At 68.1% G+C, this 12687-nt stretch carries 15 protein-coding genes and 1 pseudogene; 10 read left to right on the forward strand and 6 right to left on the reverse strand.

Annotated elements, in window-relative coordinates:
* Positions 1 to 185: 185 nt before the first annotated feature.
* Positions 186 to 683 carry a DUF1877 family protein gene (locus IE318_RS29040; protein ID WP_189905095.1) on the forward strand — a complete coding sequence of 166 codons (498 nt, stop codon included), beginning with the start codon at positions 186 to 188 and terminating at the stop codon, positions 681 to 683.
* A gap of 210 nt (positions 684 to 893) precedes the next feature.
* Here IE318_RS29040 and IE318_RS29045 read toward each other — a convergent pair whose 3' ends face one another.
* The gene (locus IE318_RS29045; RefSeq protein ID WP_229903809.1) at positions 894 to 1118 is read right to left on the reverse strand and encodes a hypothetical protein; all 225 of its coding nucleotides are present in this window, start codon (positions 1116 to 1118) and stop codon (positions 894 to 896) included.
* A 66-nt stretch (positions 1119 to 1184) separates the two neighbouring features.
* On the opposite strand from IE318_RS29045, the gene IE318_RS29050 reads away from it, so the two are divergent.
* Positions 1185 to 2279, forward strand: a complete 1095-nt coding sequence (locus tag IE318_RS29050) for an SDR family NAD(P)-dependent oxidoreductase (protein ID WP_229903810.1) — start codon at positions 1185 to 1187, stop codon at positions 2277 to 2279.
* A 44-nt stretch (positions 2280 to 2323) separates the two neighbouring features.
* On the opposite strand, the gene IE318_RS29055 is transcribed toward IE318_RS29050, so the two are convergent.
* From IE318_RS29055 to IE318_RS29065, 3 genes are all read right to left on the reverse strand, one after another.
* The gene (locus IE318_RS29055) at positions 2324 to 2941 is read right to left on the reverse strand and encodes a TetR/AcrR family transcriptional regulator (protein WP_229903811.1); all 618 of its coding nucleotides are present in this window, start codon (positions 2939 to 2941) and stop codon (positions 2324 to 2326) included.
* Positions 2942 to 3159: 218 nt separating this feature from the next.
* A protein-coding gene (locus IE318_RS29060) for an IS5 family transposase (RefSeq protein ID WP_444546219.1) occupies positions 3160 to 3977 on the reverse strand; the annotation gives its coding sequence in 2 pieces (ribosomal slippage) (positions 3160 to 3632 and positions 3632 to 3977; 819 coding nt in all).
* A gap of 83 nt (positions 3978 to 4060) precedes the next feature.
* Positions 4061 to 4780 carry an IS5 family transposase gene (locus tag IE318_RS29065; RefSeq protein WP_373311310.1) on the reverse strand — a complete coding sequence of 240 codons (720 nt, stop codon included), beginning with the start codon at positions 4778 to 4780 and terminating at the stop codon, positions 4061 to 4063.
* Positions 4781 to 4793: 13 nt separating this feature from the next.
* Here IE318_RS29065 and IE318_RS29070 point away from each other — a divergent pair.
* Positions 4794 to 5101 (forward strand): annotated as a pseudogene (locus tag IE318_RS29070) (transposase); the annotation flags it as partial.
* Between the two features lie 71 nt (positions 5102 to 5172).
* Positions 5173 to 5343, forward strand: coding sequence for a hypothetical protein (locus tag IE318_RS46615; protein WP_189905098.1), 171 nt, complete (start codon positions 5173 to 5175; stop codon positions 5341 to 5343).
* Positions 5344 to 5895: 552 nt separating this feature from the next.
* Here IE318_RS46615 and IE318_RS29080 read toward each other — a convergent pair.
* Both IE318_RS29080 and IE318_RS29085 read right to left on the reverse strand, forming a co-directional pair.
* A complete protein-coding gene (locus tag IE318_RS29080; RefSeq protein ID WP_189905101.1) occupies positions 5896 to 6312 on the reverse strand; it encodes a hypothetical protein in 417 nt (138 codons plus the stop codon).
* A gap of 260 nt (positions 6313 to 6572) precedes the next feature.
* On the reverse strand, positions 6573 to 7037 hold the full coding sequence (locus IE318_RS29085) for a MarR family winged helix-turn-helix transcriptional regulator (RefSeq protein ID WP_189905199.1): 465 nt from the start codon (positions 7035 to 7037) through the stop codon (positions 6573 to 6575).
* Between the two features lie 320 nt (positions 7038 to 7357).
* Between IE318_RS29085 and IE318_RS29090 the strand changes: the two genes are divergently transcribed.
* From IE318_RS29090 to IE318_RS29115, 6 genes are all read left to right on the forward strand, one after another.
* Complete coding sequence (locus IE318_RS29090; RefSeq protein ID WP_189905102.1) at positions 7358 to 7495, forward strand: hypothetical protein; 138 nt, start codon at positions 7358 to 7360, stop codon at positions 7493 to 7495.
* Positions 7496 to 7928: 433 nt separating this feature from the next.
* On the forward strand, positions 7929 to 9116 hold the full coding sequence (locus IE318_RS29095) for a CE1758 family FMN-dependent luciferase-like monooxygenase (protein WP_189905104.1): 1188 nt from the start codon (positions 7929 to 7931) through the stop codon (positions 9114 to 9116).
* Positions 9116 to 9598 carry a MarR family winged helix-turn-helix transcriptional regulator gene (locus IE318_RS29100; RefSeq protein ID WP_229903813.1) on the forward strand — a complete coding sequence of 161 codons (483 nt, stop codon included), beginning with the start codon at positions 9116 to 9118 and terminating at the stop codon, positions 9596 to 9598. Before IE318_RS29095 ends, IE318_RS29100 begins: the two co-directional genes overlap by 1 nt.
* Positions 9595 to 10323, forward strand: a complete 729-nt coding sequence (locus IE318_RS29105) for a CE1759 family FMN reductase (RefSeq protein WP_189905106.1) — start codon at positions 9595 to 9597, stop codon at positions 10321 to 10323. The genes IE318_RS29100 and IE318_RS29105 overlap by 4 nt, the downstream gene beginning before the upstream one ends.
* Positions 10313 to 11518 carry a flavin-containing monooxygenase gene (locus IE318_RS29110; protein WP_189905108.1) on the forward strand — a complete coding sequence of 402 codons (1206 nt, stop codon included), beginning with the start codon at positions 10313 to 10315 and terminating at the stop codon, positions 11516 to 11518. Before IE318_RS29105 ends, IE318_RS29110 begins: the two co-directional genes overlap by 11 nt.
* On the forward strand, positions 11515 to 12678 hold the full coding sequence (locus IE318_RS29115) for an LLM class flavin-dependent oxidoreductase (RefSeq protein WP_189905110.1): 1164 nt from the start codon (positions 11515 to 11517) through the stop codon (positions 12676 to 12678). The genes IE318_RS29110 and IE318_RS29115 overlap by 4 nt, the downstream gene beginning before the upstream one ends.
* Positions 12679 to 12687 lie beyond the last annotated feature (9 nt).

The raw sequence follows: 12687 nt of genomic DNA on the forward strand, positions 1-12687 counted from the left end.
TCCGTACGGATGTGTACCTGTCCGGAGTGGACGATCTCGACGACACACGGCGCTCGGTGTGGAGGGGTCCTGGCAGCGCCGGACATCCCAGCGTGAAGAGACGGGCCTCTCGCCGTCAGTGCCGTCGAGTAGGTTCTGTCCGTTCGGCCCGACAGGCGGGCCGCCGAACTCGAGGACTCGTCGCTGTGAGCATCCACATGCACATGCGCGCCGTCGCGGAATCCGAGATCCGGGACGACCACACCTGGCTTGCGGCGTTCATGTGGGAGGCTTGGGAAAACCACCCCGCCGAGTACGCAGCGGGCATCGCCACGTCGATCGACAAGGTCTGGGACTCCGTCAATGACCTCTACGCCGTTGCCGATGGCCTCGATGCGGATGCCGGCAGGCTCTGGACGTTGCCGATCTACGGCGGGCGCCCCGTGGCACACAGTGCCGATGCCGACCCCTCCAACCCACCCATGGGGATTCTGGAGCCGTCGGGGGTTTCCCAGGCCGCAGGCTTCCTCGCGAGTGTCTCTTTCGACGAGCTGTGGAACGTCGCCAGTGCCAAGCTCATCTGGTCCGGCGAGGACGAGGCACAGGTCAGGCGCGAGTTCCTCGACCATCACAGGGACCTCCAAGGGTTCTACGGGCGGGCGGCTGCAGCAGGCCACGCCGTGATCAGGGCGGTGTGGGCCTGAGACGTGGTCAAGTGCCGGTCACAGTCATTTGTTGGTGGAGGCGACCAGCACTACCGCTCCGTAGTGGGACAGCAAGTTCGTATCGTCAGGCGACGGCCCCCGACTGTCAGGAGCACAACATCGTGCGCGCCGAAGACTTCGTCTGCGTCTTCTGCGGCAGCGATCTGCCTGCGGCGTGGAACGTGGACCCCACCGCGTGACGGCCGAGGGTCACAGCCACTCGTTGATGGCACCGACGAGGACGAATGTCTCGTAGCGGACGTCGAGCTCGTCGTAGTGCGTGGCGACGGCGCGGTGTCTCTTGAGGCGGTTGATCCCGCACTCGACCGCATGGCGCTCGCGGTAGTCGGCCGTGTCGAAGCGCGGAGGTCGGCCGCCGCGGGAGCCGAGCTTCTGGCGGTTGCGTGCCTGGTGGTCTTGTCCGGGATGGTGCATCGGATCCCGCGGCGGCACAGGTAGGCGCGGTTCTTGCGGAAGGCATACGCCTGATAGGCATGTGAGTTGGCCGTCATCTACTGGAACAGCGCCTGGCAGAAGCTCCGCTCGCCCCAGTTCCGCAGCGGGCTCTACCTCGCCCAGTGGGTGCACACCTACAGCCAGGTCAGGGACCGACTGCCCTACCGGCGCCAGTTCGCCGTCCCCGGCTTCGTCCGCCGCCACGCGGGCAACCTCACCGACCGGGACGGACGTCTCTGGCGCGCGGTCGCAGCCTGCGTTATCGCGGCGGAGATCGCGCTGCCACCCGCGCTGTCAACTGCTGATGGGCAGCAAGTCTACGGTTGTATACTTAGTTCTATGGAACTGAATCTCACCACCAAGCGCGCCCTGGTCACCGGCTCGAGTGCCGGGCTGGGCGAGGCCACAGCGAAGCTCCTGGCGGCGGAGGGCGCCGCGGTCGTGATCCACGGCCGGGACAAGGACCGGGCGCAGAAGGTCGCCCAGGAGATCCGTGACGCCGGAGGCACCGCCACCGTCGCGCTGGGCGACCTGGCCACCGACGAGGGCGCCGCCGAGGTCGTGCGGGCGGCGACCGCGGACGGCCCCGTCGACATCCTGGTCAACAACGCCGGCTTCTACCGCCACCTGTCCTGGGCCGAGGCGGCCCCCGACGAGTGGAACGACACCTACAACATCAACGTCGTCTCCGGTGTCCGCATGATCCAGCAGCTGGTGCCGGCGATGCGCGAGCGCGGCTGGGGCCGCGTCATCACCATCGGCGGCGGCCTCGCCTCCCAGCCCATGAACACCCACCCGCAGTACAACGCCACCCTGGCCGCCCGCCACAACCTCGCCGTCTCGCTCGCCCGTGACCTCAAGGACACCGGCGTCACCTCGAACGTGGTCTCCCCCGGAGCGATCCTCGTCGAGGCCACCAAGGACCTCGTCACCAGCATCGGCCCCGCCCGGGGATGGGGCGACACCTGGGAAGAGATCCAGCCCAACGCCGTCCAGGCCCTCATCCCCAATGACCACAGCCGCTTCGGCAAGCCCGACGAGATCGCCGCAGCCGTCGCCTACCTGTGCAGCGACTACGCCGAATACATCAGCGGCGCCACCATCCGCGTCGACGGCGGCCTCATCCGCTCCGCCTTCTGATCCGCCTTCTGAACGAGGTGGAGCGGTGAAGGTGAACGGTCCGGCTACTCGGCGGCGCTGTCGGGGTCGCCGCCGGGGGCGTCGCCGGTCTCACCGGTGATCGGCTGGAGCATGTCGGCCAGCAGGTCGGCGAGACGGTCGTTGTCGGCGGCGGCGAGTGCGCCGGTGCCGATCACCGCGCGCAGCAACCATGTCCCGGCGGCCAGGGCCAGCCCGAGCTGAGCCCGTACGTGCGCCTCGGGACCGTCGAGCAACCCCGCGAGACGGGCGCCGACGTGCGTCTCGATACCCCGCCGGACGATGTCCGCCGCCGCGGGATCCGACGCGGAGCGGAGCGTCAGGAGGAACGGGTCGAGGCGCTCGGCGCCGGGCCCGGTGCGCTCGGCGAGCGTGTGCGCGATGGCGCGTGTCAGACCTTGGCGTTCGTCGCCGACGATGGTCGGCGGGCCGAAGGACCGGTCGACGGCCTCGGCGAACAGGCCCTCCTTCGAGCCGAAGTAGCGATTGATCATCATCGCCGTCACGCCCGCCCGCTCGGCGATCTGCCGGACTCCGGCCCTCGCGTACCCGTGCTCGGTGAACTCGACGACCGCGGCGGCGAGGATCGCCTCACGGGTCGCGACAGCATCGCGACGGCGGGCGGGCTGCGCAGCACTACTCATGGGGAGGAGCATACGGGCACCGGTATACGGCCGTAGAGGACGTCCCGGACCGTGCACGGGAAGGGCGAGGGGAGTGCGCGGGAAGTATGCGGGGCGAAAACGCACCATGGCTCTTCGACGCACTGGCACTGATCAGCGCCGTCTGATCGCCGTAGCGGTACTCGCCGTGCCGGAAACCCTGCCGCGGCGCTTACTGTACGTAGCCGCTGTAAGAGGTCCTAACAAAGGCGTTGGATGTGTCTGTAGGTGATGAGGCAGGTGGCGAGGCCGAGCAAGGACTCGTGGATGTCGTCGCGTCGCTCCCAGCGGATGCGCAGGCGGCGGAAGCCGTGCAGCCAGGCGATCGTCCTTTCGACGACATACCGGAAGATGCCCAGGCCGGAGCCGTGTTCCTGGCCTCGTTCGGCGATGACCGGGCGGATGCCGCGTTGCCGCAGCAGGCGTCGGTATTTGTCGTGGTCGTAGCCGCGGTCGGCGAGCAGGGCGTCCGGTCGTCGCCGTGGCCGGCCCACGGCCCCGCCCACCGCCGGGACCTTGTCGAGCAGCGGCAACAGCTGGGTGACGTCGTTGCGGTTGCCGCCGGTCAGCGACACCGCGAGCGGGATGCCCTGGCCGTCGGTGAGGACGTGGTGCTTACTGCCCGGCCGTGCACGGTCGACCGGACTGGGGCCGCTTTTGGGCCCCGCCGAGCTGCCCGCACGTGCGAGGAGTCGATCACCGCCCGGGACCAGTCCAGCTTCTTCGCCGACCGCAGCTTCTTCAACAGCAGCACATGCAGCTCGTCCCAGACCCCGGCCTCGTTCCACGCGGCCAGCCGCCGCCAGCAGGTCATGCCCGAACCGAAGCCCAGCTCCTGGGGCAGGTACTCCCACTGGATGCCGGTGTGCAGCACGAACAAGATCCCGCACAACGCCAGCCGGTCCGGCACCCGCGGTCGCCCCTCGACCAGCTTCGGACCCGGCTCGGGCAGCAACGGCTCAATCAGCGCCCACAGTTCGTCCGACACGATCCACGGCCGCGACTGTCTCTTCCCCACGACCAGACCAACGAGCGGACAAGCCAACAGTCACGTGATCAACCACTTCTGTTAGGACCTCTAAGAGGGCATCTGATCAATGTTCACGCTGTTGTGGGCGGGATGTCCGTTTCGATTCGCCAGGTTGGTGTGGATTCTCCGGCCAGTTCGCGGGACATTTTGTTAGCCATTGCCCAGTGGATCATCGTTCTGGATCTCTGCGGTAGGGCCTCGTAGTCCCGTGCCAGGCGACGGTGCTGCATCAACCAGCCGAAGGTCCGCTCGATCACCCACCGCTTCGGCAGCGGCTCGAACCCCTTGGTTCGTGGTCGCTGAACGACCTCCACATCGATGCCCAGCGCGGCCCCATGGTTGAAGATGCTGCTCTGGTAGCCGCCGTCGGCCCAGACCTTGGTCACGCTGGGGTGCGCCGCGGCCAGGTCGTCGAGCAGGAGCTTGCCGCCGGTGGTGTCGTGGACGGATGCGGCGGTGACGAGGACGGCGAGGGCCAGGCCGAGGGTGTCGGTGATCAGGTGTCGCTTGCGTCCTTTGATCTTCTTGCCGGCGTCGATGCCCTGGCTGGTCTCGGGGACGTTTGTCGAGGTCTTCACGCTTTGGGCGTCCACCACGGCCGCGGTCGGCTCGGTCCTGCGGCCGTGGGCTCGGCGGGTCTTGTCGCGTAACAGGTGGTGGACCTGCTGCGTGGTGCCGTCCGCTTCCCACTTGGCGTAGGAGTCGTTGACGGTTTTGTAGGGAGGGAAGTCGTGCGGAAGGTACCCGCGGGAGATCGTCAACGCGATCCTCGACGTCAACCGCACCGGCATCCCGTGGGAGCATCCTGTCCGCCGTCCCCGCACCCGACCCGACGCGTCGCCGGGGATAAGGCCTACTCGTCCCGCGGTAACCGGTCCTACCTGCGAAAACGTCGTATCAAGGCGGTCATCCCGGAGAAGAGGGATCATGCCGCCAACCGGAAGAAGAAGGGCAGCAAGGGCGGCCGGCCCGTCAGCCACGACGCCGGCCTCTACAAGGAGCGCAACACCGTTGAGCGCCTGATCAACAAGCTGAAGGCCTGGCGAGGCATCGCCAATCGCTACGACAAGACCCCGTCCAGCTACCTCGCCGGCGTCCACCTTCGCGGCGCGGGAGGGTGCTGCCGCTGTGCATGGGCCTCGTCGAGGTCTTCAACGTCACGGACTAAAGGCTGCTGTCCTCCATGCCGAGCCATCTGGCGAGTGAACTCCACTACGACGAGACCCTGGCGCTGGTCGTGCTCGGTGTGATCGTGCAGCCGCTCGCGGGCGCGCTGTCGGACCGCGTCGGTCGTCGCTCGGTGACGTCGCTGGCTGCGCGGGCTTCTTCCTGCACGTCCCCGCGCTGCTGCTGATCCGCCAGGTCGCCAACGTGTCGGTCGCGCTCTTCGGCGGCGCCGCGGTGTGGTTGACGGTGGAGTCGGCGGGGTGGCCGCTGTCCGGGTCCGCCTCCGCTGTGGAGAGGCAGGTGCAGGCGCGTGTTCTTCGGGGGCGTCGCGCCTTGGCGGGGGCGTGGGGCGGCCGGGCGGGGGTGTGGGTATCACTCGGTTTGCAGGCGGAGGTTGACGGTGTTGTTCACACGGTTGGCCACAGCCGTGGCGCGTCGGGAGGCATCTGTGCTTGGCGGCACTGTGCGTGCGCAGCGGGGCCTCGTCGGGTCGTCGGCCTCGCGGGGTCGGCTCACACGAGGGCGGTCAGGTGGACGCTGGAAGAGCGAGGGTCTCGGTGCGGCGGTGGCGGCCGTTTCCGGGCGTGTCCAGGGCGGCCGGGCGCTCGGCGGCAGGCTGTCCACGGTGCTGGCCGGCACCGAAGTCCTTCACTGGACGACGGCGGCGAAGGGTCCTGAGGGTGCGGATCGACTGCTTCATCATGTTCTCTGTTCGCGTGTTCTTGGGAGCGGATTCTGCTCAGATGCCGCGGGGGTCGACGGCGCGGACGGTCCAGAGCTGGTCGAAGTGCCAGCGGTTGAAGGCGTAGGCCTGCTCGTCCGCCTGGGCGACGGCGACCCACTGTCCCTGGCTCAAGTGGTAGAGGCGGTGACCGTCGTAGCGAAGCTGCTGACCGTTGCCGCCGGAGCGCCAGTACGAGTAACCCGACTGGTCCCGCTCGCCGTGCCATTCACGCTGCCCGTCCGAGAGGGACCACCCCTCGCCGATGCGGGAGAGGCCGGCGTGCTCCGTCGCGGTGGCGACGGCGCTGTGGTGACCGCCGTGCCCCGAGGGCAGGGTGGCTGCCGAGGCGGGGCCGGTGACGGCGACGAGGGCGCTGCCGGTCATGGTCACGGTGGCGGCTGCGAGGGCGACGCGGGTCATCAGCTTCTTCATGGTGGTGTCTCCTTGCTTCGCCCGGTGTGTGGTGCGGGCGGTGAACGATCGACGCGTTGTGCCGAAGGGCTCGTGGCCGATATGGCCGAGCAACGTCATGCATTGACGCTAACAGATCGTTGAGACTCGTCAATGAATGAACGGATGTGACTGTCGACTCACCGAAACGAAGCTGCCGGAATGCTGTGGATTCCCAAAACGGGCATGACGAAGGGGCCACGGGAATGCCCGTGGCCCCAAGCTGCCTGGTGGCGGGTCGGTCAGGTGCAGGCGGAGTCGCTCTGGGACGTCCTCACTCGGCCGAGGAGGCTGCGGAGGGTGGAAAGCTCTTCGGGGGTGAAGTCGGCGAAGAGATCATTCTCCACGGCGGTGATGGCGTCCTGGGCCTTGTCGAGGGTGCGGCCGCCTTCGTCGGTGAGCGCCACGATGTGGCGGCGCCGGTCGGCCGGGTCGCGCCGACGCTCGACGAGGTGCGTGTCCTCGAGGTCGTTGAGGATCCCGCACAGGATGCTGGGATCCACCTCCAGGACTTCCGCCATGCCCTTCTGGCTCATGTGTCCCGACTCGCCCAGCAGGACCAGCGTCGCGCCTTGGCGGGGTGTCAGTCCGCACTGCTTGAAGGCGTGCTCCATGCGGGCATGGGCGATGGCGCCGTGCCGGGCGAGCAGAAAGCCGAGCCGGTCGAGGGGTTCGGCCTCGACGGTGCCGGTCAGGTCCGCAGTCATTGTCACCCCACTTACCGTATCAGTTCGCAAACTGTTACTCGATTAAGATCATTTATTAGTTTCGATGATATCAGATACTCAATGATGGAGGGGATCGCAGAGCCGGGGGTCGCGGTGGTGGTGCAGGCCGCGGGCTGTCATGTATCCGCCCTGGTCGCAGGGGGCAGGTCCCTCACGTGCGACCGCGCTGGCTCTGACCGACGGCGAGGTCCCCTATGTCGAGCGTCTAGCGGAGCGCATCGCCGGATTTCCGGAGACGGCGGTACGGATCGCCGAGCGGCGGATCAACGCGGCCGGCCTCCCGCCGAAGGAGGACGTCCATGTCGACTCCGGCTTCTTCCAGCCGCTGGCGCGTGATCCGTCCACCATGGCCCGGATCCGAGCCCCTGATGCAGCGCGGGATGCAGGAACGCTCCCGCGCCGAGCTGGACTTCGGTGAAGCGGTCGGAGAGCTGTGAGCAGCACCGTGTCGGTGGCGATCGTCGCATGACGAGTGCCGCGCGCGGCCGGCTTCTGGCTGCAGGGTGTCGCCCTGCCGGCCGCCGCCGGCGCTCCGGCGCCGCTCGATGTGGTCCACCAGCACCGGAGAGAACCACCGGGCATCCGCGACACCCTCAACGCCCGCCGGGCATCGAGCGCAGATCGGTCGGCCTCAGGTCGAGGCCGCGTCGTCGGTGTGTGGAGCCTTCGTCTGCCTCGCCGTCGCCCCTCTCCCTGGTCGCCGCTGCGCTGCCGATCCGGGCCTGTCCCGCCAGGTGGCTGCCGTCGGCCTCTGAGTCGCCGCACGGGGTATGGCGGAGATCACGCCGCCGCTGGTCGATTCCAGGGGAATACATGCTCAGTCATGTTGTTCATTTGCATGCGAAGTCATGTATCAGCAGGGAGCACGGCATGCAGTTCGGCATCTTCGGGGTCGGTGACATCTCGCCCGACCCGACCACGGGACACACCCAGAGCGAGGCGGAGCGGATCGGCAACCTGATCAAGATCGCCCGGCGGGCCGACGAGGTGGGCCTCGATGTGTTCGCGCTGGGCGAGCACCACAATCCACCGTTCGTGATGTCCTCGCCGCCGGCCCTCCTCGCCCACATCGCGGCGCTGACGGACCGGATCATCCTGAGTACCGCGGTGACCCTGATCACGACCAATGACCCGGTCAAGATCGCCGAGGACTACGCGATGGTGCAGCACGTCGCCAAGGGGCGGCTGGACCTGATGCTCGGACGCGGCAACACCGTGCCCGTGTATCCCTGGTTCGGCAAGGACATCCGCCAGGGTGTCCCCCTCGCTCTGGAGAACTACAACCTGCTTCACCGGCTATGGCGCGAGGACGTGGTCGACTGGGAAGGAAGGTTCCGCACCCCGCTGCAGGGCTTCACCTCCACCCCGCGCCCGCTGGACGACGTCCCGCCGTTCGTGTGGCACGGCTCGATCCGCAGCCCTGAGACGGCCGAACAGGCGGCGTACTACGGCAACGGGTTCTTCGCCAACCACATCCTGGCCCCGAACTTCCATTTCAAGCCAATCGTTGAACTCTACCGGCGGCGGTACGAGCACTACGGCCACGGCACCGCCGAGCAGGCCATCGTCGGACTGGGCGGTCAGGCATTCGTCGCCAAGCGCTCCCAGGACGCGGTCGACACCTATCGGCCCTATTTCGAGAACTACCCGGTCTTCCGCGGCTCGAAGCTGGAGGACTACATGGCGGGTACGCCGCTGACCGTCGGCAGCCCGCAGGAGGTGATCGAGAAGGTCCTCACCTTCCAGGAGGGCTTCGGGGACTACCAACGCCAACTCTTCTCGGTCGACGCCCTCGGTCTGCCCCTCGACATGGCGTTGGAACAGGTCGAACTGCTGGGCACTGAGGTGGTGCCCGTGCTGCGCAAGGAGATGGCAGTCCGCCGCAAGCCCGGTATCCCCGACGCTCCGACGCACGCTTCCCTGGTCAGGGCGAAGTACGGCGACGCCGAGCCGCGTCAGCCGCGGCCGAACCCGAACCGGGGCGACAACCTGTCTGGCACCTCGCCGTACCAGGACAGCGACCCGGCCGTCGAAGCCAGCTTCCCGGCGGCGTTCTGATGGCCGGCGTCAGCCGACTGGCCAACGAGGCTTGGGAGGCGATGTTCCGGGCCCAGGCGACCCTCGCGCGAGAGTTCGAGTACGAGGGCGACTGGGGTGGCTTCCCGCCACGCGAGTACGGCGTGCTCTACGCGCTGGCCGGAGCGAAGGACGGCCTGCGGATCACCGACCTGATCGACGACGCCCTGCTCACCCAGGCAGGGGTGTCCCGGCTCGTCGCCCGCATGGAGAAGCGGGGCCTCGTCGAACGACGGCCCGATCCCGACGACGCCCGCGCCTGCCGCATCGTCCTCACCGCAGAAGGCCGTGACGTGCAACGGCGCCTCGGCCGCGCACATGCGCGGCACGTCACCACCGCGATGACCCGGGCCCTGACCCGCGAACAACTACAGACGCTGCGCGAACTCGGCCACGCACTTCTCGCCGCGGCCCCGGCCACTGCCGCCCACCACACGAAAGCACCCACGAGGGACACCGCATGAACGACCTCACCCCCGCCGTGACTTCGTTTACGATCGCCCTCGTCAACGCCGGCGTCAGCGATCCGTCCTCGACCCGGCTGCTTGCCGACCGCATCGCCCAGAAGACGGTCGACATCCTCGAGGCGTCGGGCACGACAGCAACCGTGCGTGCGATCGATCTCGGCCCTCTGGCCGTCGACATCGCACAGGGCATCGTCTCCGGCATACTCAACCCGAAGGTGCAGACGGCCATGGAGTTGCTCGCCGGGGCCGACGCGGTCATCGCCGCCACCCCGGTCTACAAGGCGGGGATCAGCGGCCTGTTCAAGTCGTTCGCCGACCTGATCGACAACGATCTGCTCATCGCCAAACCGGTCGTCCTCGCCGCGACAGGCGGAAGCGCTCGACACGCCATGGTCGTCGACGACCAGCTGAGGCCGCTGTTCGGATTCCTGCGCACCATCCCGGTGCCCACCTCCCTGTACTGTGCACCCGAGGACTGGGCATCGACCGACCTCGGCAAGCGCATCGCCCGAGCCGCACAAGAGCTCTCCGTCATGCTGCGCAGCGGAGCCGGCCGGCAAATCGCCGACAGCAACTGGAGCGGCTACGACCACCAGTTCGGCGGCAACGCCACACGGGCGCAACGGTCTCTGGACGACGTCGACTTCACCACCGACTTCATGCGACTCGCCACCGGCGCAAGCGCACGCCCTCAAGATGGTGACCGGGCCGATGTACGTTGACACACCCGCCCCGGAAAGGGGACAGGCGGGATACGAGCGAGCGGCCCGACGCGCCACGGTGGTGGTCATAGGAGGCGGACAGTCGGGGCTCTCGGCCGGCTACCACCTCAAGCGGCGCGGGTTCGCTAGCGCCCTGACCGGCCCGCACGCCTCCGACACCGAGGGAACCTTCGTGGTACTCGATGCCGAACCGGCGGCCGGCGGGGCGTGGCGGCACCGCTGGGAGTCGCTGCGGATGGGGACCGTGAACGGCATCTTTGACCTGCCCGACTTCCCGCAACCACCTGTCGACCCCGACGAGCCCAGTCGTGCGGCGGTGCCGCGCTATTTCGCCGCCTTCGAGCAGGCGACTGACCTTCCGATCCTGCGTCCGGTGACCGTCACCCGCGTACGGACCGTGGACGACCGCCCCGACGGAGAACTGGTGGTGGAGTCCAGCGCGGGGACGTGGACCACCCGGGCGGTCATCAACGCCACGGGCACATGGACCAACCCCGTCCGCCCCCACTACCCGGGACAGGAGACCTTCACCGGCATCCAGGTGCACACCCATGACTATGTCTCGGCCGACCGGTTCGCCGGCCTGCGGGTCGCCGTCGTTGGCGGCGGCATCTCGGCACTCCAGCAACTGGAGGAGATCTCACGGGTGGCCACCACGTTCTGGTACACGCGTCGCGAACCCGTCTTCCGCGAGGGCGAGTTCGAGCGCGAGGTCGCCGGCCGTGAGATTGTCGCCAAGGTCGCCGCCGACGTCGAAGCGGGCAGGCCCACCGGCAGCGTCGTCTCCTATACCGACCTGGCCTGGACTCCGTACGCGTTGGCGGCGAAGGAGCGCGGGGTCCTGCGGCGTCGTCCCATGTTCACCGCCATCGAACCCGACGGCGTCCGCGAGGCGGACGGTTCGTTCACGGCCCTCGACGCCATCGTGTGGGCCACGGGTTTCAAAGCCGCCCTGGCGCACTTGGAGCCCCTTGGGCTGCGCAACGAGTTCGGCGGGATCACGATGCGCGGCACCCAGGTGGCCGCCGAACCACGCGTGCACCTGGTCGGCTTCGGGCCGTCCCAGTCCACCGTCGGCTCCAACCGCGCCGGCCGTCAGGCGGTCAACAGCCTGCTGCGGCAGTGGAAGGCCACCGCACTGTCTTTTGCCAGCCCGACGGGCACGCCCAGCGAAGAACCGGAGATCCACTCGTGAAGTTCCAAGTCCTCGACATCCTGCCGAACCTCAAGAACCCCCTGACCGGGCGTGAGATCCGCCCCGACGAGCGGTACTCCCAGGCGCTGACCTCCGCGCGCTACGCCGAGCAGTTCGGCTTTGACGCGGTCGGGTTGGGCGAACGGCACGCCGGTGCCTTCCTCTCCAGCGGCGTCACGGTCCTGCTCGGTGCGATAGCCGCGACCACCAGCCGGGTCCGGATTCAGACGGGCGTCTCGGTCCTGTCGATCCACGACCCGCTGCGCGTCGCCGAGGACTACGCCACGGTCGACCAGCTCTCCCGCGGCCGGCTCGAGCTTGTCATCGGCAAGGGCAACGAAATGCGTCAGCTGCCGATGTTCGGTATCGACAACGGCGACCAGTGGGAGGCGCTGGCGGAGAAGTACGAGCTGCTGCGCCGACTGTGGCGCGAGGAGAAGGTCACCTGGCAGGGCCGCTTTCGCGGACCGCTGAACGAGGTCACCAGCCTGCCGCGCCCCTTCGCCGGTGCTCCTCGCGTGTGGCACGGGTCGGCGACCACGCTGACCTCGGCGAGCCTCGCGGCGAAGTGGGGTGACCCGCTCTTCTCCGCCAACGCCATCCAGCCCCGTGACAACTACACCGTACTCATCGACCACTACCGCACGGAGTACGCCGAGCACGGGCACGACCCCCGATTCGCCTATGTCGGCGCAGGGGCCGGCTTCCTCTACTTGGCCGACACGACCCAGGAGGCGAAAAAGGCCTTCGGGCCGACGTACGAGCAAATCATGGCTTTCTTCAGCAAGCCGGGGAATCATACGCCCGGCAACGAGAACACGTTCGCGACCATCGACGACGCCATCGAGCGTGGCCCGGTCCTGGTCGGGTCGCCGCAGCAGATCGCCGAGAAGATCCTCTGGTTCCACGAGGGGTTCGGACACGATCTGCAGTCCTTCAACCTCCCGACGATGATCCCGCATGAGCAGCAGCTCGCCATGCTCGAGCGGTTCGCCAGTGAGGTCATACCGGTGGTCCGCAGGGCTGCCCCGACGACGTTGTGGAGCGATGAGGACCCCTACGGCGGTCGCCCCGCCGTCCATGGCCGGACTGTTGCTGACGCTGCCACGGAGGTCGAGCGGGCGCAGCTGCAGCAGTCTGACGCCCGTTGGGAAGAGTGAGGTGGGCAT

It is taken from the genome of Streptomyces spiralis, from assembly GCF_014654675.1.
GTDB classification, from domain to species: Bacteria; Actinomycetota; Actinomycetes; order Streptomycetales; family Streptomycetaceae; genus Streptomyces; species Streptomyces spiralis.